Genomic DNA, 20,018 nt, shown 5'->3' with positions numbered 1-20,018 from the left:
GGGGCGCCTCACCAGCGGCCGAGCCGCGCGCTCAGCAACGCGATCGCGGCGGGGCCCGCGGTGGAGGTCCGCAGCACGTTCGCGCCCATCCGCACGAGGACGGCGCCGGATGCCTCGAGCCGCTCGAGCTCCTCGGGCGCGATCCCGCCCTCGGGGCCGACGACGATCGCGACGTCGCCCGCCGTGCCCAGTTCGACGTCGACGAGCCGGGCGTCCGCGGTCGGCTCGAGCACGAGGGTCCGTCGCTGCGCGGCACGCGCGCAGAGGTCGGCGGTGCCGACGAGCTCGCGCACCTCGGGCAGCCAGGCGCGGATCGACTGCTTCGCCGCCTCGCGGGCGATGCTGGCCCAGCGCTCACGGCCCTTGCGCGCCTTCTGCGCGTCCCAGCGCGACACCGACCGCGCCGCTGACCACGGCTCGATCGCGTCCGCGCCGAGTTCGGTCGACGCCTGCACCGCGCGCTCGTCGCGGTCGCCCTTCGCGAGCGCCTGCACGAGCACGAGTCCCCGTTCCGGGCGGTCGCGGTGCACGACGTGCGCGACCTCGATCGCCAGCTCGCGCGGCGCGACGCGCGTGACCGCACCGGTCACGACCGTGCCGCGGCCGTCGCCGATCGAGATCACCTCGCCCACGCGCACCCGGCTCACGGTGGCGGCGTGGCGCGCCTCCTCGCCGTCGAGCGCGAGCTCCGCGCCCGGCCCGAGGTCCGCCGCGAGTTCCTCGCGCAGGAACAGGCTCGCCATCTCAGCCCAGGAAGCGGTCCCGGAGCTTGGCGAACAGCCCCTGCTGGAAGTGCGTGAGGGTCGGCGCGGCCTTCTTGTGCGAGGTCGCGAACTGCTCGATGAGCTGGCGCTCCCTGCCGCTCAGCTTCGTGGGCGTGACGACCTGGATGCCGATCTTGAGGTCGCCGCGGCCCGAGCCGCGCAGGCGCGTGATGCCGCGGTCCTTGACCGTGACGACCTCGCCGCTCTGCGTGCCGGGACGGAGCTCGATGTCGACGTCGCCGTCGAGGGCGGGGATGACGGTCTCGGTGCCGAGGATCGCGTCGGCCATCGCCACCTCGAGGGTGCAGAGCAGGTCGTCGCCGTTGCGGCTGAAGACGTCGTGCGTGCGCACCTTGATCTCGAGGTACAGGTCGCCGTTCGGCCCGCCGGCCGGACCCGCCTCGCCGCTGCCCGGCATCTGCAGGCGCAGGCCGGTCTCGACGCCGGCCGGGATGTCGACCGCGACCGTGCGCCGCGCGCGCACGCGTCCCTGCCCCTGGCAGGTGGTGCACGGCGTCGCGATGACGGTGCCGTAGCCGCGGCAGGTGCCGCAGGGGCTCGAGGTCATGACGTTGCCGAGCAGCGAGCGCACCGAGCGCTGCACGCTGCCCGTACCGTGGCAGATGTCGCAGGTGACCGGCGCGGTGCCCGGCTGGCAGCAGCTGCCGTGGCAGGTCTCGCACGTCACGGCCGTGTCGACCTCGATGTCGCGGTGCGTGCCGAAGACGACCTCGTCGAGGTCGACCTCCACGCGCAGCAGGGCGTCCTGGCCGCGCTCGCGGCGCGATCGGGGCCCGCGGGACGCGCCGCCGCCCCCGCCGAAGAACGTCTCGAAGATGTCGCCGAACCCGCCGAACCCCTGCTGGCCGCCGAAGCCCTGCTGGCCGCCCATGTCGTACTGCTGGCGCTGCTTGGGGTCGCTCAGCACGTCGTAGGCGTGCGTGACGAGCTTGAACCGCTCCGACGCGTCGGCACCGGGGTTCACGTCCGGGTGCAGCTCGCGGGCGAGTCGCCGGTAGGCCTTCTTGATCTCCTCGGGGCTCGCGTCGCGCGAGACGCCCAGGACTTCGTAGTGATCTGCCACCGAGGGTGGCTCCTTTCGTCGGTCGCGGCGGCCGGTCGTGCCGGCGCCGGGTCAGTCGTTGCCGAGCATGCGCGTGACGTACCGCGCCACGGCGCGCACCGCCGCGATGTTGCTCGAGTAGTCCATGCGGGTGGGGCCGAGCACGCCGAGGCGCGAGATCTCGCGCCCGGTGGCGGTGAAGTCGCTGGCGACCACGGAGGTCTCGCCGAGGCCGAACTGGGCGTTCTCGCGCCCGATCGAGACGGCGACGCCGTGCGGGTCGCCCGCCATCTCGCCGAACAGCTTCAGCAGCACGACCTGCTCCTCGATCGCCTCGATCACGTCGAGGATGCTGCCCGCGAAGTCCTGCTCGGTGCGCACGAGGTTCGCCGCGCCGGCGACCACGAGGCGATCGTGCCGCTGGGCCCGGGCCTGCTCGGCGAACGTGCCCGCCACCGTGCCCACGAGTCGCGCGAGCGCGGGCGTGCCGAGGTCGTCGATGCCGGCGAGGCGTTCCGCGGCGTCGCCGAGCGGCATGCCGCCCACCGCGACGTTCAGCCGCGCCCGCACGTCGGCCAGGTCGCTCTCCTCGATCTCCTGCTCGGCGTCGACCACGCGCTGCTCGACGTGCCCGGCGTCGGTGATGAGCACGCACAGCACGCGCGTGCCACCCACCGGCACGAGTTCCACGTGCCGCACCTTGGCACTGCCGAACGACGGGTACTGCACGACGGCCAGCTGGTTGGTGAGCTGGGCGAGCAGTCGCACGGTGCGGGCGAGCAGTTCGTCGAGGTCGCTCGACTGGCCGAGGAACGTCTCGATGGCGTGGCGTTGGGCGGCCGAGAGCGGGCGGAACTCGCCGAGCTGGTCGACGAAGACGCGGTACCCCTTGTCGGTCGGGATGCGACCCGACGACGTGTGCGGGGCGACGATCAGCTCCTCCTCCTCGAGGAGGGCCATGTCGTTGCGGATGGTCGCCGCGGACACGCCGAACGAGTGGCGCTCGACGATCGACTTCGAGCCGACCGGCTCGCGGCTGGACACGTAGTCCTGCACGATCGCCTGCAGTACCGCGAGGCTGCGCTCCGAGACCATCCGCACTCCTCCCGCTCGACTCGCTTTAGCACTCCGTGACGTCGAGTGCCAATACTACCCCGGCGCACCCTGTGGAGGGCATTGCCGCGCGGCACCACCCGCCACTAGCGTGATCCGAGGCATCCCCCACCGGCTCACGGGCCGTGCTGCCGACGCATCCCATCGAACGTACCCGAACGGAAAGGCACCACGCATGACCGACCCCCAGCAGCCCGCCGAGTCCGCAGAGCCCGCCGCCCAGCCCGCGGCGCCCGCACCCCTGTCGCAGTCCGAGGACATCCAGTGGGCCTCCTACGCGCACCTCGGCGGCATCCTCGGCTTCCTGCCCTCGCTCATCATCTGGCTGATCTTCAAGGACCGCGGTTCGTTCACGGACACCGAGGCCAAGGAGGCCCTGAACTTCCAGATCACGATGGTCATGGCATCCGTCGCCATCTGGATCCTCACGAGCATCCTCACCGCGATCTCGTTCGGCATCCTGTTCTTCCTCGGCTTCCTGAACTACGCGCCGTGGATCGTCAGCGTGATCTTCTCGATCATCGCCTTCATGCAGGTCAAGGACGGCAACCACTACCGCTACCCGTTCGCCATCCGCCTCATCAAGTAGTCGGCCGCGCCGCGCCGGAACGCACCCTGTCGCCCGGCGCGGCGCTGTGCCAGCATTGACGCACGACCGCGACCACAGAGGAGCATGTGCATGTCCGAGTCCACCCCTCCGCCCCCGCCGCAGGACCCCGCGTCCGACGCGGCGCAGCCGCTCAGCCCCGCCGACCAGCGCCTCTGGGCGACGCTGATCCACATCGGCGGCATCTTCTTCGGCTTCATCCCGGCGCTCGTCGGCTACCTGGTGCTACGCGACCGCGGCCAGTTCGTGCGCGAGCACACCGCGACGGCGCTGAACTTCCAGATCACCATGACCATCGCCGGCATCATCGGCTCGATCCTGGTCATCGTGTTCGTCGGCATCCTGATCCTCATCGCGGTGTACGTGCTGATCATCGTGTTCAGCATCATCGCCGCGGTCGCCGCGAACAAGGGCCAGCCGTACTCCTACCCGCTGTCGATCAAGTTCGTCAGCTGAGCAGGGGCGTCATGCGTCCGTGATCCGGCGCACCACGGCATCCGCCAGCAGCCGCCCTCGCACGGTGAGCACCAGCTCGCCGGCGAGGGCGGCTCTCGCGTCCACCAGCTCGTCGGCGATGAGGCCCGCGACCTCGCGGCGCGCGGCCTCGGAGAGGCTCGCCACCGGGATGCCCTGGACGATGCGAGACCCGAGCAGCACGCGCTCGGTCTCGCGAGCGGCCTCGTCGAGCACCTCGCGGCCGGCGGCGGGCGACACGCCGCGCGCGATGCGCTCGGCGTACGCGGCAGGATGCTTCACGTTCCACCAGCGCACGCCGCCGACGTGGCTGTGCGCACCGGGGCCGATGCCCCACCAGTCGTCGCCGCGCCAGTAGCCGAGGTTGTGCCGCGAGCGGTGGGCGTCGGAGCGGGCCCAGTTGCTCACCTCGTACCAGCCGTAGCCCGCGGCCGACAGCCGCTGTTCGGCCAGCTCGTACATGTCGGCCTGCACGTCGTCGGAGACCGTGCCCACCTCGCCGCGGCGGATCTGCCGGGCGAGCTTCGTGCCCGCCTCGACGATCAGCGCGTACGCGCTCACGTGGTCGGGCGACTCCGCGACGACCGCGTCGAGGCTGCGCCCCCAGTCGTCGAGCGTCTCCCCCGGCGTGCCGTAGATGAGGTCGAGGCTGACGTCGAGTCCGGCCTCGCGCGCCCAGCCCACGACCTTCGGCACGTTGGCCGGGTCGTGCGTGCGCTCGAGCGTCGCGAGCACGTGCGGCACCGCCGACTGCATGCCGAACGACACCCGGGTGAACCCGCCCTCGCGCAGCCTGGCGAGGTACGCGGCATCGACCGAGTCGGGGTTCGCCTCGGTCGTGACCTCGGCGTCGTCGGCGAGGCCGTGCGTGCGGCGCACGGCGTCGAGCATCGCGACCAGGTCGTCGGCGGGCAGCATCGTGGGCGTGCCGCCGCCCAGGAACACGGTCGCCGCCGGGCGCACCGGCACGCCCGACGCCTCGAGGATGCGGGCGGATGCCTCGAGCTCGGCGATCGCCTGGCCGGCGTAGTCCGTGCGACGCGCGCCGCGCAGCTCGTCGGAGGTGTAGGTGTTGAAGTCGCAGTACCCGCAGCGCACCCGGCAGAACGGCACGTGCAGGTACACGCCGAACGCACGCGCGTCGGCGCCGACGGCGGCGCCGGGCGGGAGCAGGCCGTCCTCTGGCGCCGGTTCGCCGACCGGCAGCGGGCCGGCCACGTGTCAGACCGCCCCGGCGGGGTGCAGCGCGCGCAGCTCGTCGCGGACGACCTCGCGCCGCTGGCGGCGGACGATGCCGCCGAAGAACCGGCTCCACGGCCCGGCGGGCCGGTGGAATGCGCGGATCGTGAGCCACACGGAGTCGTCCTCGCGGCGCTCGACGACGAACGACTCCTCGCCGCTCAGCGGCCCGCCCGAGACCGTGCCGTACGCGAACCCGACGCGGTCGGGCTCGTCGATGACGTAGACGACGAGCATCTGCGCCCGGTACCGCGGCAGGCCGCGGCGCCGGGCGATCGTGGCCGTCATGCCGGCGGCGACGTAGGGCGTGCCGTCGGCGGTGAAGCGCTGCTCGGAGCGATCGGCGGGCTGCTGCTCGAGCGGGTGCCCCTCGTCGTCGTAGACGATGCCGAGGTACTGCTCCCCGGTGCCCTCCTGCACGTCGGTGACCTGCAGGTGCGCACCGCGCTGGATGCCCCAGGTCATGAGCGCGTCGGCCGAGCGCTCGAAGCGCTCGTCACCGCTGCCGAGCTTGATGCGGTGCTCGGCCGGCTTGAACCCCTCGGGCGGGTAGCGCATGAGGTCGGGGTCGGTCGTGGCGCCGATGGCACCGTAGTCGACCGACTGCTCGGTGAAGGTCTGCCGTCGCATCCGTTACTTCTTGCTCGTCTCGGTCTCGCCCGACAGCGCGGCGATGAACGCCTCCTGGGGCACCTCCACGCGACCGACCATCTTCATGCGCTTCTTGCCCTCCTTCTGCTTCTCGAGGAGCTTGCGCTTGCGGGTGATGTCGCCGCCGTAGCACTTGGCGAGCACGTCCTTGCGGATCGCGCGGATGTTCTCGCGGGCGATGATGCGCGCGCCGATGGCCGCCTGGATCGGCACCTCGAACTGCTGCCGTGGGATGAGCTCGCGCAGGCGCCCGGTCATGAGCGTGCCGTACGCGTACGCCTTGTCGCGGTGCACGATCGCGCTGAACGCGTCGACCTGGTCGCCCTGCAGCAGGATGTCGACCTTCACGAGGTCGGCGGCCTGGTCGCCCATGGGCTCGTAGTCGAGGCTGGCGTAGCCGGCGGTCTTCGACTTCAGCTGGTCGAAGAAGTCGAACACGATCTCGCCGAGCGGCATGCTGTAGCGCAGCTCGACCCGGTCCTCGCCGAGGTACTCCATGCCGAGCAGGTTGCCGCGGCGGCTCTGGCAGAGCTCCATGATGGTGCCGACGTAGTCCTTCGGCGCGAGGATGGCCGCGCGCACGACAGGCTCGCGCACCTCGGAGACCTTCACGCCGGTCGGGAACTCGCTCGGGTTCGTGACCTCCATGTTGCGACCGTCCTCGGTGGTGACCTCGTAGACCACCGACGGCGCGGTCGCGATGAGGTCGAGGCCGAACTCGCGGCGGAGGCGCTCGGAGATGATCTCGAGGTGCAGGAGGCCGAGGAACCCGCACCGGAACCCGAAGCCGAGGGCCACGGAGGTCTCGGGCTCGTACACCAGCGCGGCATCCGACAGCTTGAGCTTGTCGAGGGCCTCGCGCAGCTCGGGGTAGTCGCTGCCGTCGAGGGGGTACAGCCCCGAGAACACCATGGGCTTCGGGTCGGTGTAGCCGGGCAGGGCGTCGGATGCCGGCTTCGCGGACGTGGTCACGGTGTCGCCGACGCGCGACTGGCGCACGTCCTTCACGCCCGTGATGAGGTAGCCGACCTCGCCCACGCCGAGTCCCTTCGACGGCTTCGGCTCGGGGGCGCTCACGCCGATCTCGAGCAGCTCGTGGGTCGCCTTGGTCGACATCATCTGGATGCGCTCGCGCGGCGAGAGCCGCCCGTCGATCATGCGGATGTAGGTGACGACGCCGCGGTAGGCGTCGTAGACCGAGTCGAAGATCATCGCGCGCGCGGGTGCGTCGGCGTCGCCCTCGGGCGCGGGCATGAGCTCGACGACGCGGTCGAGCAGCGCCTCGACGCCCTCGCCGGTCTTGCCCGAGACGCGCAGCACGTCGTCGGGCGAACCGCCGATGAGGTCGGCGAGCTCGCGCGCGTACTTGTCGGGCTCGGCGGCCGGCAGGTCGATCTTGTTGAGCACCGGGATGATCGTGAGGTCGTTCTCGAGTGCGAGGTAGAGGTTCGCGAGGGTCTGCGCCTCGATGCCCTGCGCGGCGTCGACGAGCAGGAGCGCGCCCTCGCACGCGGCGAGCGAGCGGGAGACCTCGTAGGTGAAGTCGACGTGCCCGGGGGTGTCGATCATGTTCAGCGCGTAGGCGGTGCCGTCGACCTCCCACGGCATGCGCACGGCCTGGCTCTTGATGGTGATGCCGCGCTCGCGCTCGATGTCCATGCGGTCGAGGTACTGGGCGCGCATGTCGCGGTCGCTGACGATGCCGGTGATCTGCAGCATGCGGTCGGCGAGGGTCGACTTGCCGTGGTCGATGTGCGCGATGATGCAGAAGTTGCGGATGCGCGCCGGATCGGTGGCAGCAGGCGTCGGAGGGTGTACGGCTCGAGGGGACATCGTGCTCGATTCTCCCATGCGCGGCGCGCCCGGCGACACGCGTCCGGCATTGGCGTCTCGCAGGCGGTGCTGGTATCGTTGCCTGTTGGCTTGCGTGTGGGTCCCACCCCGCACGAATCGCCGTGAGGTGCCCTCCCACCGAACGGCTCCATCCGATCGATCCAGAACGAAAGCGAACGTACGTGGCAAACATCAAGTCGCAGATCAAGCGCAACAAGACGAACCAGAAGGCGCACGAGCGCAACAAGGCCGTGAAGAGCTCGGTGAAGACCGCCGTGCGCCAGGCGCGCGAGGCCATCGCCTCGGGCGACAAGGAGAAGGCCGTCGAGGCCGTGCAGGTCGCGAGCCGCAAGCTCGACAAGGCCGCCGGCAAGGGCGTCATCCACAAGAACCAGGCCGCGAACCGCAAGTCGGCCATCGCGAAGCAGGCCGCCGCGCTGTAAGTCGCGCCGCAGTCGTTCGAGACGGGGTTCCTCCAGCAGGAGGGGCCCCGTTTCGCGTCTGCGGGGCACACGCGCATCGCAGGCGCCCATCGCGAGGGCGGGCGGATGCCGCTCAGCGACCGCGTCGCGCGATGACCCCGACCAGCTGCTCGAGCGCGAAGACGGGATCGCGTCCGGCGCCCTTCACGTTCGCGTCAGCGGTCGCGAGCGCCTGGATCGCGGTACCGAGCCCCTCGTCGTCCCAGCCGGAGAGGTCGCGCCTGGCCCGGTCGATCTGCCACGGCGCGAGGCCGAGCTGCTTGGCGAGCTGCGCGGAGCTGCCGCGGGTGCCGGAGACCTTCGCCATGGTGCGGAGCTTCACGGCGACGGCGGCGACCATGGGCACGGGGTCGGCGCCCGACTGCAGCGCCTGGCGCAGTGCGCGCAGCGCCTCGCCGTGGCGGCCGGCGATCGCCTGGTCGGCGACGACGAACGCCGTCGTCTCGACGCGGCCGCCGTAGTAGCGACCGACGGTCTGCTCGGTGATCTCGCCGGCGGAGTCGGCCATGAGCTGCGCGATCGCCGCCGCCAGCTCGGCCAGGTCGTCGGCGAACGCCGAGACGACCGCCCGCACCGCGCCCGGCGTCGCACGCCGGCCGCCCGCACGGAATTCCTGCGCGGCGAACTCGTATCGGTCGGCGTCGCGCTTCAACTCGGCGCAGACGATCTCGATGCCGCCGCCCGCGCCGCCGCGGATCGCCTCGAGCAGCTTGCGCGCCCGCGCGCCGCCGGCGTGCCGGAGCACGAGGGTCGTGTCGTCGGCCGGCGCCTCGAGGTACTCGAGCGCGTCGGCGAGGAAGTCGTCGCTGCACTTCTCGACCGCCTCGACGCGGATGAGCCGCGGCTCGCCGAACAGCGACGGGCTCGCGAGCGTCAGCAGCTCGCCGCGGCTGGCGGACGCCGCATCGACGTCGGTCACCTCGAGCGATGCGTCCGCGGCCCGGAGCTCGTCGCGGAGCTTCCGCATGGCACGGTCGGCGAGGAAGCCCTCGGGGCCGGTCACGAGCACCACGGGCGCGGGTCGCACCTCGTGCCAGCCGAGCTGCGGAATCGCGACCTTCGCCTTCGGGGCTGCCGATCGGGCGGTGCGGGCCACGCGGTTCCTCCTCGTCGCGACCCGCCGGTCGGGTCGGCGCCGAGTCTACCGGCGACCGCCCACGCCGGGACCACGGCGGCGGCCGCGTCTCCGGCGCCGCGCGCCACCCAGACCACCGGGGCGCCGTCGCGCTGCGCCACGAGCACGAGACCCGACTCGTCGGTGCGCACGGGCGTGCCGCCGGCCGCGCGCACGAGCTCGAGGGCCCGGTCGGTCGGATGCCCGTAGCCGTTGTCCGCACCCACGCTGACGAGGCCCACCCGCGCGCCCAGCTGCTCGTACGCCCGGTCGTACTGGTCGGCCGAGCCGTGGTGCGCGACCTTCACCACGTCGGCGTGCGGCAGGCCACCCGTCGCCATCGCGCGCTGCGCCTGTTCCCCGAGGTCGCCGAGGAACGCCGTGCGCAGCCCACCCGCGTCGACGAGCAGCACGACGCTCGCGTCGTTGCCGCCGGGCGCACCTGCGCGCGGCCAGGCCACGCTCCAGCGGATGCCCCCGACGGCGCCGCCGTCGCCGACCGAGACGCGCTCGACCGGGGTGTCGCCCAGCGGCGCGAGCGCGGCGGCCTCCCGCGGGTCGTCGGCGTCGGCGACCAGCACGAGCCCGACGCGGCCGGCGAGTGCGGCGGTCGCCCCGACGTGGTCGGCGTCGAAGTGCGAGAGCACGAGCACGTCGACGTGGTCGATGCGCAGCGCTCCGAGGCATCCGCTCAGTGCGTCGACGTCGGGACCCGTATCCACCAGCAGGGTCGCGCCGCCCGCGCGCACGAGCACGGCGTCGCCCTGGCCGACGTCGCACGCGGCCAGCACCCAGTCGGCGGGACGGTTCGCGGTGCGCAGCCCGTCGGCGACCCAGCCCCAGCCCGCCCAGGCACCGAGCAGAACGGCGACCGCGACCGCAGCCGCCAGGCGCACCCGGCGCCGGTCGGCCAGCCAGGCGACCACGACGCCCACCACGCCCAGGGTGACGAGCACGACCCCGACCGCACCGTCGGGCACCCCGGCCGACGCCCCAGGGAGCGCGGCGGTCGTGCGGGCGAGCGCGGCGATCCAGGTCGCGGGCAGCCAGGCGATCCAGAGCAGGGCGTGCGCGACGCCGGGCAGCACCGGCAGCGCCAGGCAGGCGAGCAGGCCGACGACCGTGGCGACCGGCGCCGCGGGCGCGGCGAGCAGGTTCGCGGCGACGCCGAACACCGGCACGGCGGGTGCGAGCAGCGTGAGCACCGGCTGGCACGCCAGCTGCGCGGCCACCGACAGCGCGAGCGCCTCGGCGAGGGGCACCGGCATGATGCGTGCGAATCGTCGCGCGATCGGCGGGGCGAGCAGCAGCAGCCCCGCGGTCGCGAGCACCGAGAGCGCGAAGCCGGCATCGCGGGCGTACCAGGGGTCGACCGCGAGCAGTCCGACGACCGCGACCGAGAGCGCGGGTACGCCGCCTCCCCCACGGCCGAGTGCGAGCGCGACCAGCACGACGCCCGCCATCGTGGCTGCGCGCACCACGCTCGCCTCGGGCGTGACGATCGCGACGAACGCGAAAAGTGCCGCACCGGCGACGACCAGCCGAGTGCGGCCCCCGAGGCCTGCGAGCGAGGCCAGCGCGAGTCCGGCCGCCGTCACGATCGCGCAGTTCGCACCGGAGACCGCGGTGAGGTGGCTCAGCGAGCTGGTCTTCATGGCCGCGTCGAGGTCGTCGCCCACCGCCGTGGTGTCGCCGACCGCGAGGCCGGGCACCAGTGCACCGCCGTCACCGGGCAGCGCCTCCGCCGCGGCGGCGAACTCGTCGCCGAGCGTGCCGGCCCAGGCCGCCCACGCCGGAAGGCTCACGACCTCCGGCGAGCTCGCGGCCCGCACGAGCAGGGCGGCGCGATCGCCCGCCTCGGCGGGCCGCGCCGACGCGACCTCGACCCGCACCAGTGCTCCGAACACCGGCGTCGGATCGGCGGCGGGTGCCGTCACGCGCACGGGCACCGCGAGCGCGAGCCCGGCCCGCGAATCCGCATCGCCGGCGGGGTCCACCGCGACCAACGTCGCCGCGAACCGCACCTGCGCCGAACCGTCGAACGCGGGGTATGCCGTGCCAGGCCGACCATCGACCCTGAGCTCCCAGATCGTCCCCGGCGCCGATTCGAGCGGCGCCGACCTCCTGGCATCCGCGTTCGCGACCGACGCGGCGATGAGGCCCACCACCGCGGCGCCGACCAGGACCGCGCCGGCCCTGCCCGCAGCGACCTGCGCAACGGCGGCCGGCGACGCGCCCCGCGCAGACGACGACCCGCCCGCGACCGATCTCCTTCGTCTGCGGTGGAGCGCCGCGGCGGCCGGCGACAGGACCCCGAGCGCCCACGCACCACCGGCGACCCACCACCCCGCATGCGGCGCGCCCACGAGCACGATCGCGGCGAGCCAGCCCGCGACCGCCGGCAGCGCGAGGCGCAGGTCGACTCCCGTACCGAACCCGCTCACGGCACGACGAGGTCGCGCAGCCGACCGAGCGTGACCTCGCCGATGCCCGCGACCTCCCGCAGCTGCTCGACGTCGGTGAACCCGCCGTTCGCGGTGCGCCAGTCGATGATGCGCTGCGCCAGCGCGGGGCCGATGCCGGGCAGCGTCTCGAGCGTCGCCGCGTCCGCCGTGCTCAGGCGCACCCGGCCATCGCCGGACACCCCCGGCTGCGCGGCGGATGCGGGCTCCTCCCCCACCACGGGCACGACGAGCTGCTCGCCGTCGGCCACCGGCCGCGCCAGGTTCACCGCGTCGGCGGCCGCGTCCTCCGCGAGGCCTCCGGCGGCAGTGATTGCATCGACGACGCGCGCGCCCGGCGCGAGCTGCACGAGCCCCGGCTCCCGCACCGCACCGGCGACGTGCACGAGCAGCACCTGCTCCTCCCGCACGACCGTCTCGGTGGCGAGCGGCGACGCGTCGACGGGAAGCTCGACCGTTCCCCCGCCACCCGACCACGCCGACAGCAGGGCGGCTCCGCCGAGCGATCCCAGGAACAGCACCACGGCGGCGCCCACGCCGATGCGCAGGCGCGGGCGCCGCGCGCTCGGCGCGAGGTCGGCACCGGGGTCGTCGGGCTCGGGCACGCTCGCACGCTAGGCGCGCACGCGCGCCCGCCCCGCGGCATCCGTCGTCTCACCCGGGAGTGCCGGGCGAGCCCACGGTGTGGAGGAGCGAGCCGGCGCGTCAGCGCCTGGTGGCGATGTTCACGAGCTTCGGCGCGCGCACGATCACGTTCGCGATCTCGCGGTCGCCGACCGAGCGCTGCACCGCCGCCGAGGCGCGGGCGAGCTGCTCGAGCTCGTCGGAGGAGATCTTCGGCGAGACCTCGATGCGGTCGCGCACCTTGCCGTCGACCTGCACGACCGCCGTGACCGACTCCTCGACCAGCAGCGCCGGGTCGGCCTTGCGCCAGTGCACCAGCGCGACCGTCGGCTCGTAGCCGAGGCGCTCCCACATGTCCTCCGCCGTGTAGGGCGCGAACAGGTTCAGCGCCATCGCGGTGACCTCGGCGGCCTCGCGCACCGCCGCGTCGCCCGCGCCGGGGCCCGAGTCGATGGTCTTGCGGGTGGCGTTCACCAGCTCCATGAGGCGGGCCACGACGACGTTGAACTTGAAGGCCTCGACCAGCCCCGGGGCATCCGCCAGGAACCGGTGCGTGACGCGCCGCAGGGCGCGGTCGCCGCTCTTCCACTCGACGCCGGTCGGCGAGCTGACCTCGCCCGAGATGCGCCACGCGCGGGCGAGGAACTTCGCCGAGCCGACGGGCGAGACGTCGGCCCAGTCGATGTCGTCCTCGGGCGGTCCGGCGAACGCCAGCGTGACGCGCAGCGCGTCGGTGCCGTGGTCGCGCAGCTCGCCGGCGAACTCGACCAGGTTGCCCTTCGACTTCGACATCTTCGAGCCGTCCATGATCACCATGCCCTGGTTGAGCAGGGAGGTGAACGGCTCGGTGAAGCTCAGGTACCCGAGGTCGAACAGCACCTTGGTGATGAACCGGGCGTACAGCAGGTGCAGGATGGCGTGCTCGACGCCGCCCACGTACTGGTCGACGGGCGCCCACTTCTCCGCCTCGGCGGGGTCGAACGCGCGGGTGTCGTCGTCGGCGTTCAGGTACCGCAGGTAGTACCAGGAGCTGTCGACGAAGGTGTCCATGGTGTCGGAGTCGCGACGGGCGTCGCCGCCGCACTTCGGGCAGGCCACGCTCGCCCAGTCGTCGGCCGCGCCCAGCGGGCTGGTGCCCTTGGGGCGCAGGTCGAGGCCCTCGGCGTCGGGCAGCGTCACGGGCAGCTGGTCGTCGGGCACCGGCACCTCGCCGCACTCGGCGCAGTGGATGATCGGGATGGGCGTGCCCCAGTATCGCTGGCGCGAGATGAGCCAGTCGCGCAGGCGGTAGTTCTTCGACGCACGGCCGAGGTCGCGCTGCTCCAGCAGGTCGATGACCTTGCGGATCGCGTTGCGCTTGCTCAGGCCGTCGAGCGGGCCCGAGTTGATCATGCGTCCGTCGCCGGTCAGCGCCTCGCCCGTGTCGGCGGGGCTCTCCGACGGCGCCTCGTCGGGCAGCATCGGCACGCCGTGCTCGTCGAGCGGGATCACCGGGATCGCGCCCGTGATCGGCGCGTGCGTGTCGACGACGACCCGCACCGGCAGGTCGAAGGCGCGCGCGAAGTCGAGGTCGCGCTGGTCGTGCGCGGGCACGGCCATGATCGCGCCGTGGCCGTAGTCGGCCAGCACGTAGTCGGCGGCCCAGATCGGCAGCCGCTCGCCGTTGACGGGGTTGACCGCGTAGCGGTCGAGGAAGACGCCGGTCTTCGGCCGCTCGGTGCTCAGGCGGTCGATCTCGGTCTCGGCCTGCACGTCGGCGAGGTAGGCCTCGAAGCGGGCCTGCACCTCGGCGCCGGCGCCCGCCGCGAGCTCGGCGGCCAGCTTCGAGTCGGGGGCGACGACCATGAAGGTCGCGCCGAACAGCGTGTCGGGGCGCGTCGTGAAGACGCTGATGCGCTCGTCGCGACCCTCGATCTCGAACTCGACGTCGGCGCCGGTCGAGCGGCCGATCCAGTTGCGCTGCATGGCCAGCACCTTCGACGGCCAGCGGCCCTCGAGCTGGTTCAGGTCGTCGAGCAGGCGGTCGGCGTAGTCGGTGACGCGGAAGTACCACTGGGTCAGCGACTTCTTGGTGACCTCGAAGCCGCAGCGCTCGCAGTGCCCGTCGATGACCTGCTCGTTCGCGAGCACGGTCTGGTCGTTCGGGCACCAGTTGACCTGGCCCTCCTTGCGGTAGGCGATGCCCTCCTCGTACAGCTTGAGGAACAGCCACTGGTTCCACTTGTAGTACTCGGGGTCGCTCGTGTGCAGCTCGCGCGACCAGTCGAACGACGGCGCGTAGGTGCGGAAGCTCGCCTTCTGCTGGGCGATGTTGTCGTAGGTCCAGGGCTTCGGGTCGATGCCGCGCTTGATGGCCGCGTTCTCGGCGGGCAGGCCGAAGGAGTCCCACCCGATCGGGTGGAGCACGTCGAAGCCCTGCTGGCGCCAGTAGCGCGCGACGGTGTCGCCGTAGCCGAACGCCTCGGCGTGGCCCATGTGCAGGTCGCCCGACGGGTACGGGAACATGTCGAGCACGTACTTGCGCGGGCGCGTGTCACCCGGCCGGCCGGCGCGGAACGGGTCGAGCGCCTCCCAGCGCGGCAGCCACTTCTCCTGGAGCGCGGCGAAGTCGTACTGGTCGGCCTCGCCGGGCGGGGTGGGCGTGGTGTCGTGCTCGTGTGCCACGTGACTCTCATTCATGGGGGATCGCTGTGGGGATCGCAGGCGCGCGGAAGCGCCCGGTCCGAGCCTCCAGCCTATTCGATCCGGGCGCTCCGCCCGCGACCCCCATCGTCGTCGCCGTCCACGCCCAGCACGGCGAGCAGCGCACGCGCCTTCAGCCGGGTCTCCTCGACCTCCTCGGCGGGGTCGGACAGCGCCGTGATGCCGCCGCCGGTGCCGATCGACGCGCCCTCGGGCGTCACGACGATCGAGCGGATGACCATGGCCAGGTCCGCGCCGCCGTCGACGCCGATGCGGCCGAACGCGCCGGAGTACACCCCGCGCGGGCCGCGCTCGAGGCCGTGCAGGATGCGCATGGCGCTCTCCTTCGGCGCCCCGGTCATCGAGCCGGCCGGGAAGGTCGCCCGCACCACGTCGAGGGCGGTGAGCGGATGCCGCAGGCGGGCCGTCACCGTCGACACCAGCTGGTGCACGTGCGGGTACTCCTCGACGACGAGCAGGCCCGTCACCCAGACCTCGCCGACCTCGGCGATGCGCGCGAGGTCGTTGCGCATGAGGTCGACGATCATGAGGTTCTCGGCGCGCTCCTTGTCGCTCGCGAGGAGTTCAGCGCGCAGCGCCGCATCCTCGGCCGGGTCGGCGGAGCGCCGGCGGGTGCCCTTCATGGGCTTCGTCGACACGATGCGGTCGGTGCCCACGTGCAGGAACTGCTCGGGTGATGCGCTGAGCAGCGCGGTGTCGCCGATGCGCACGAACCCGCCGTGGTGGCTCGGGCTCGACCGCCGCAGCCGCAGGTACGCCGCCACCGGATCGACCGCGGCGTCGACGTCGATGCGGTTCGTGAGGCACAGCTGGTACGCGTCGCCCCGCGTGATCGCCGCCCGGCAGTCCTCGATCATGCGGGCGTACGCGTCGGGCGCGTGCCGCCAGCGCACGCCGACGGGGCGGCTCCCGGCGTCGACGGGCAGCGGATGCCGCGGGGCATCCGTCTCCGGCAGGCCCGCGACGAGCGCGGCGACCCGGTCGACCCACGCGCGCAGCGGCTCCGCGGGGGCGGCGTCGTCCTCGAGCCACTCCAGCCGCACTGCACGCACCGCGTGGTCGAAGACCACCACCCGGTCGGCGAGGAAGAACGCGGCATCGGGCGTCGTCGCGGTCGCCGACGGCAGGCCGAGCATGCGCGCACCGAACTCGTACCCGAACCACCCGTGCCAGCCGACTGCAGCGCCCTCGGGACGCCGCTCCCCGTCGGCGCGCGACGCCCCGCCGACGCGCGCGGCGAGCGCATCGAGCACCGCCTCGGGATCTGCGTCGCTCCCGGCGGTCACGGTCGGCGCGCCGTCGGCGGCGACCGCGATGACGCTGCGCCCCTCGGTGGCATCCCGTCCGCCGTCGAGCCACGCGACGTCGGCACCGGCCCCGGCCAGGGCGAGGAACACGGCCTCGGGGTCGCGCCACGCGGGCAGCGTCGTGCTGCGGATCAGTCGCGGCATCCTCTCAGCCTAGGTCCCGTTCGCGGCGCGGCCGCCATCCGGTGGTCAGCGGCGCAGGTCGGGGCGCGCCGCGGGGATCCGGCCCGCGGCGCACGTCACCGTGCGGTCCACCAGCGCCGGGTCGACGACGTCGTGCGAGATCAGGATGACCGTGCGCCCGTCGGCCCCCGCGGCGAGCAGGTCGGCCAGCAGTGCGTCGGCACGTTCCCGGTCGACGTTCGCGGTCGGCTCGTCGAGCACGAGCACCGGGAAGTCGGCCAGCATCGCGCGCGCGAGCGCGATGCGCTGCGCCTGGCCGCCCGAGACGAGCGCGCCGCGCTCCCCCACCGACGCGTCGAGTCCGCCGCGCTCGGCGACCCAGGCGCCGAGGCCGACCCGGTCGAGCACCGCCAGGAGCTCCGCGTCGTCGGCGTCGTCGCGGGCGAACTTGAGGTTCTGCCGGATGTCGGTGTCGAACAGCCACGGCCGCTGCTCGCACAGCCCGATACGCTCGCGCACGCGATCCGCATCGGCGGCGCGGACCTCGACGCCGTCGAGGCGGTACGACCCCTCGTAGGCGAGGAAGCCGACGAGCACGTGCGCCAGCGTGGTCTTGCCGGCGCCGCTCGGACCGCGCACGAGCAGGCGCTCGCCGGGGCGCACGACCAGGTCGACGCCCGTGAGGGCGCGCCCGGCGCCGGTGGCGTCGAGGTCGGGCCAGGCGGCGCGCACCTCGCGCAGCTCGAGGAGCGGGGGTCGGTCCGCAGCCGGCAGCGCCACCGGCTCGGGCATCGACGTGGGCAGGCCGGCGGGCGGCTCCGACGGCACGGCGCCGTCGACGCGCTGGGCGCTCGCCCGCACGGTGCGCCACGTCGCCCAGGCGACCGGCACCGCGCCCGCGACCTCGAGCAGGGCGAGCGGCACGAGCGCGACGATCGCGAACTGCGGCCCCGAGAGCGTGCCGTCCTCCAGCGGGCCGGCCGCCCCCGCGACGGCGGCGAGCACCGCCGCCCCCGCGGCGATCGCCATCGCGGCCGCGGCGAGTCCCGATCCGAGCGCCGCGCGCACGCGCGCGCGGCGCAGGCGGGCATCGGCCGTCGTCACCCGCCGCAGCGACGCGCCGTCGGCGCCGTAGGCGACGAGCGTCGGCAGCGCCTGCACGTGCGCGAGCACCGCGTCGACGAGGTCGCCGCGCAGCGGGGCGACCCGGCGCTCGGCGCGGGCCGAGAGCACCCCCTGCCCGAGCGTGGCCGCGAGCAGCCCGCCGGCGAGCACCAGCCCGACGGCCAGCGCCGAGGCCGGGACGAGGAGCGCGAGCCCGACAAGCGTCGCGAGGATCGCGACGACCGCGCTCGCGACCGGCTGCACCACACGCAGGGGCAGGTCCTGCAGCTCGTCGACGTCGCCCGTGAAGCGCGCGAGCAGGTCGCCGCGGCGCGTGGCGGCGAGCCCGTCCGGTGCGAGGGGCACGATGCGACGGACCATCCCCACCCGCAGTTCCGACAGCTGGCGGAAGGCCGCGTCGTGACCCGTCAGCCGCTCGAGGTAGCGGAACACGCCGCGCCCGATCGCGAACGCGCGCACGCCGACGACGCCGAGCGAGAGGTACAGGATCGGCGGCTGCTCGGCGGCACGGGCGATGAGCCAGGCGGACGCCGCGAGCAACGCGATGGTCGAGCCCGCCGAGAGCGCGCCGAGCAGCACCGGCAGGGCCAGTCGCCGTGCCGGCGGCAGGGCGAGCCGGAGGGCCCGGGTGCGCTCAGCCGACACGGGCCGCCTCCTCGAGCCGGACCACGCGATGCGCCGCCTCGAGCACCGCCGGCCGGTGGCTGACCACCAGCACGGCGCGCCCCTCGCGCGCGAGGGCGCGCAGCGACGCGACGAGTCGCGCCTCGCGGTCCGCGTCGGTCGCGGAGGTCGGCTCGTCGAGCACGAGCAGCGGCAGGTCGCCGTCGCGCAGGCGGTACAGGGCCCGCGCGACCTGCACGCGCTCGGATTGCCCGCCGGAGAGCCCGGCGCCCTGCGCGCCGATCGCCTGGCCGGGGTCGAGGTCCTCCGAGCCGGCCTCGCGGAGCGCGCGCGACACGCCCCCGGAATCGGCCGTCTCCGCGCCCAGCGCCACGTTGCCGGTCACCGTGCCCGGCAGCAGCACCGCGTCCTGCCCCGCCCAGGCGAGCCGCCCCCGGCGGCCGTGCGCGTCGCGCCGGCCGTCGACCGCGATCTCCCCCGCGCTCGGCACGAACCCCAGGATCGCCGACAGCACCGACGACTTCCCCGCGCCGCTCGGCCCGCCGAGCGCGACCACCTCGCCCGCCCGCACCGCCAGGTCGAGGCCGTCCACCACCCGGCGCCCCGCGTACTCGACCACGAGCCCGCGGACCTCGAGCACCGGGGGCACCGTCCGGCCGGCGGCACCCGGGCGGGCGCCGGGCGCATCGGCCACGGCGACCGGATCGCCGCCGGCCGCGCGTCCGGCGGAGGCATCCGCTCGACCCGCCGCGCCGGCGCGCCCGGGGCCGTCGATCAGCGCGAGCACCTCGCGCGACGCCTCGATGCCCTCCGCCGACGCGTGGAACTGCGCCCCGACGTTGCGCAGCGGCAGGAACACCTCTGGCGCGAGCAGCAGCACGAACAGGCCGGCCGCGAACGCCATCGCGCCGTCGACGAGCCGCAGCCCGATCGACACCGCGACCAGTGCAACCGAGAGGCTCGCCGCCAGCTCGAGCACGAACGAGCTGAGGAAGGTCACCCGCAGCACCCGCATGGTGCGCACGCGGTAGTCCTCGGTGTCGGCGCGGATGCGGCCCTCCTGCCGGTGCTGGCGCCCGTACACGATGAGCGTCGACAGGCCCCCCACCAGCTCGAGGAACTGTCGCGAGAGGTGGGTGAGCGCCGCCCACTGCCGCTCCTGCACCGCACGCGTCACGAGCCCGATCAGCACCATGAACACCGGGATCAGCGGGATGACGATCACGAGGATCAGCCCGCTCAGCGGGTCGACCAGCCAGGTCGCGACGACCAGCACCGGCACGACGACGACCGTCGCGACCAGCTGCGGCAGGAACCGCCCGAAGTAGGGCTGGAGCGCGTCGAGCCCGCCGCCGACCGCGACGGCGGCGTCGACCGACGACCCGGTCGCACGCTCGGGAGACGCGGCGAGCGAGCGCAGGGCGGCGACGCGCAGCTCGGATGCCACGGTGGCGGCGCCGATCGTTCCCGCGGCGCCCCACGCCCACGCCACGAGTGCGCGCACGACCACCGCGGCGGCGAACCAGGCCGTCGCGCCGGCGAGGGCGTCGAGCCCCACCCCGCCGATCAGGCCGACGACGATCGCCTGCAGCTGCCAGGCGAACACGAGGATCGCCCCCGCCTGGACGCCTGCGAGCACCGCGCCGCCGGCGAGGTACGCGCGGGCGGACCGTGCGTGGCGCAGCAGCGCGGGTTCGAGCGGCCGCACCG

At 73.8% G+C, this 20,018-nt stretch carries 16 protein-coding genes; 3 read left to right on the top strand and 13 right to left on the bottom strand.

Annotated elements, in window-relative coordinates:
* Window positions 1–8: 8 nt before the first annotated feature.
* From ABZK10_RS13460 to hrcA, 3 genes are read right to left on the bottom strand one after another with little or no spacing between them, the layout of a single operon-like run.
* Complete coding sequence (locus ABZK10_RS13460; protein WP_353809810.1) at window positions 9–743, bottom strand: 16S rRNA (uracil(1498)-N(3))-methyltransferase; 735 nt, start codon at window positions 741–743, stop codon at window positions 9–11.
* Window position 744: 1 nt separating this feature from the next.
* A complete protein-coding gene (dnaJ, locus tag ABZK10_RS13455; RefSeq protein ID WP_353809809.1) occupies window positions 745–1,848 on the bottom strand; it encodes a molecular chaperone DnaJ in 1,104 nt (367 codons plus the stop codon).
* A 51-nt stretch (window positions 1,849–1,899) separates the two neighbouring features.
* A complete protein-coding gene (hrcA, locus tag ABZK10_RS13450; RefSeq protein WP_353809808.1) occupies window positions 1,900–2,922 on the bottom strand; it encodes a heat-inducible transcriptional repressor HrcA in 1,023 nt (340 codons plus the stop codon).
* A 193-nt stretch (window positions 2,923–3,115) separates the two neighbouring features.
* Between hrcA and ABZK10_RS13445 the strand changes: the two genes are divergently transcribed.
* Both ABZK10_RS13445 and ABZK10_RS13440 read left to right on the top strand, forming a co-directional pair.
* Window positions 3,116–3,529 carry a DUF4870 domain-containing protein gene (locus tag ABZK10_RS13445; RefSeq protein WP_353809807.1) on the top strand — a complete coding sequence of 138 codons (414 nt, stop codon included), beginning with the start codon at window positions 3,116–3,118 and terminating at the stop codon, window positions 3,527–3,529.
* Window positions 3,530–3,619: 90 nt separating this feature from the next.
* Window positions 3,620–4,003 (top strand): DUF4870 domain-containing protein, encoded by a 384-nt coding sequence (locus ABZK10_RS13440; RefSeq protein WP_353809806.1) that lies wholly within the window; start codon window positions 3,620–3,622, stop codon window positions 4,001–4,003.
* Window positions 4,004–4,012: 9 nt separating this feature from the next.
* Here ABZK10_RS13440 and hemW read toward each other — a convergent pair whose 3' ends face one another.
* Genes hemW through lepA form a run of 3 tightly spaced genes read right to left on the bottom strand, consistent with a single transcriptional unit; the run spans window position 4,013 to window position 7,744 of the window.
* Window positions 4,013–5,239 (bottom strand): radical SAM family heme chaperone HemW, encoded by a 1,227-nt coding sequence (gene hemW, locus ABZK10_RS13435; protein WP_353809805.1) that lies wholly within the window; start codon window positions 5,237–5,239, stop codon window positions 4,013–4,015.
* A gap of 3 nt (window positions 5,240–5,242) precedes the next feature.
* Window positions 5,243–5,890, bottom strand: a complete 648-nt coding sequence (locus ABZK10_RS13430; protein ID WP_353809804.1) for a DUF1990 domain-containing protein — start codon at window positions 5,888–5,890, stop codon at window positions 5,243–5,245.
* A gap of 3 nt (window positions 5,891–5,893) precedes the next feature.
* On the bottom strand, window positions 5,894–7,744 hold the full coding sequence (lepA, locus tag ABZK10_RS13425) for a translation elongation factor 4 (RefSeq protein WP_353809803.1): 1,851 nt from the start codon (window positions 7,742–7,744) through the stop codon (window positions 5,894–5,896).
* Between the two features lie 182 nt (window positions 7,745–7,926).
* Here lepA and rpsT point away from each other — a divergent pair, with 182 nt between their 5' ends.
* A complete protein-coding gene (rpsT, locus tag ABZK10_RS13420) occupies window positions 7,927–8,187 on the top strand; it encodes a 30S ribosomal protein S20 (RefSeq protein ID WP_353809802.1) in 261 nt (86 codons plus the stop codon).
* Between the two features lie 112 nt (window positions 8,188–8,299).
* Here the strand turns inward: rpsT and holA are convergent, their stop codons facing one another.
* The 7 genes from holA to cydD form a co-directional block, all read right to left on the bottom strand.
* Window positions 8,300–9,322: a DNA polymerase III subunit delta gene (gene holA / locus ABZK10_RS13415; RefSeq protein WP_353809801.1), complete on the bottom strand. Its 1,023-nt coding sequence runs from the start codon at window positions 9,320–9,322 to the stop codon at window positions 8,300–8,302.
* Entirely contained in the window at window positions 9,226–11,784 is a 2,559-nt protein-coding gene (locus ABZK10_RS13410) for a ComEC/Rec2 family competence protein (protein WP_353809800.1), read from the bottom strand. The genes holA and ABZK10_RS13410 overlap by 97 nt, the downstream gene beginning before the upstream one ends.
* Window positions 11,781–12,407, bottom strand: coding sequence for a helix-hairpin-helix domain-containing protein (locus ABZK10_RS13405; RefSeq protein WP_353809799.1), 627 nt, complete (start codon window positions 12,405–12,407; stop codon window positions 11,781–11,783). Before ABZK10_RS13405 ends, ABZK10_RS13410 begins: the two co-directional genes overlap by 4 nt.
* Window positions 12,408–12,507: 100 nt before the next feature.
* Window positions 12,508–15,090, bottom strand: coding sequence for a leucine--tRNA ligase (leuS, locus tag ABZK10_RS13400; protein ID WP_353809798.1), 2,583 nt, complete (start codon window positions 15,088–15,090; stop codon window positions 12,508–12,510).
* 71 nt (window positions 15,091–15,161) lie between these two features.
* Entirely contained in the window at window positions 15,162–16,580 is a 1,419-nt protein-coding gene (locus ABZK10_RS13395) for an anthranilate synthase component I family protein (protein ID WP_353809797.1), read from the bottom strand.
* 45 nt (window positions 16,581–16,625) lie between these two features.
* A complete protein-coding gene (gene cydC / locus ABZK10_RS13390) occupies window positions 16,626–18,329 on the bottom strand; it encodes a thiol reductant ABC exporter subunit CydC (RefSeq protein ID WP_353809796.1) in 1,704 nt (567 codons plus the stop codon).
* Window positions 18,319–20,016, bottom strand: coding sequence for a thiol reductant ABC exporter subunit CydD (cydD, locus tag ABZK10_RS13385; protein WP_353809795.1), 1,698 nt, complete (start codon window positions 20,014–20,016; stop codon window positions 18,319–18,321). Before cydD ends, cydC begins: the two co-directional genes overlap by 11 nt.
* Between the last annotated feature and the right edge of the window lie 2 nt (window positions 20,017–20,018).

The sequence above is a fragment of the Agromyces sp. SYSU T00194 genome (assembly GCF_040496035.1).
Classification (GTDB): Bacteria; Actinomycetota; Actinomycetes; order Actinomycetales; family Microbacteriaceae; genus Agromyces; species Agromyces chitinivorans.
Note: the sequence above shows the minus strand (reverse complement) of the source record. Positions and strands in the feature narration are given on the sequence as shown.

Coding starts and splice junctions, on each gene's coding strand:
- ABZK10_RS13460 (WP_353809810.1), bottom strand. CDS start 743: ATGGCGAGCCTGTTCCTGCGCGAGGAACTCGCGGCGGACCTCGGGCCG.
- hrcA (WP_353809808.1), bottom strand. CDS start 2,922: ATGGTCTCGGAGCGCAGCCTCGCGGTACTGCAGGCGATCGTGCAGGAC.
- ABZK10_RS13445 (WP_353809807.1), top strand. CDS start 3,116: ATGACCGACCCCCAGCAGCCCGCCGAGTCCGCAGAGCCCGCCGCCCAG.
- ABZK10_RS13440 (WP_353809806.1), top strand. CDS start 3,620: ATGTCCGAGTCCACCCCTCCGCCCCCGCCGCAGGACCCCGCGTCCGAC.
- ABZK10_RS13430 (WP_353809804.1), bottom strand. CDS start 5,890: ATGCGACGGCAGACCTTCACCGAGCAGTCGGTCGACTACGGTGCCATC.
- lepA (WP_353809803.1), bottom strand. CDS start 7,744: ATGTCCCCTCGAGCCGTACACCCTCCGACGCCTGCTGCCACCGATCCG.
- ABZK10_RS13395 (WP_353809797.1), bottom strand. CDS start 16,580: ATGCCGCGACTGATCCGCAGCACGACGCTGCCCGCGTGGCGCGACCCC.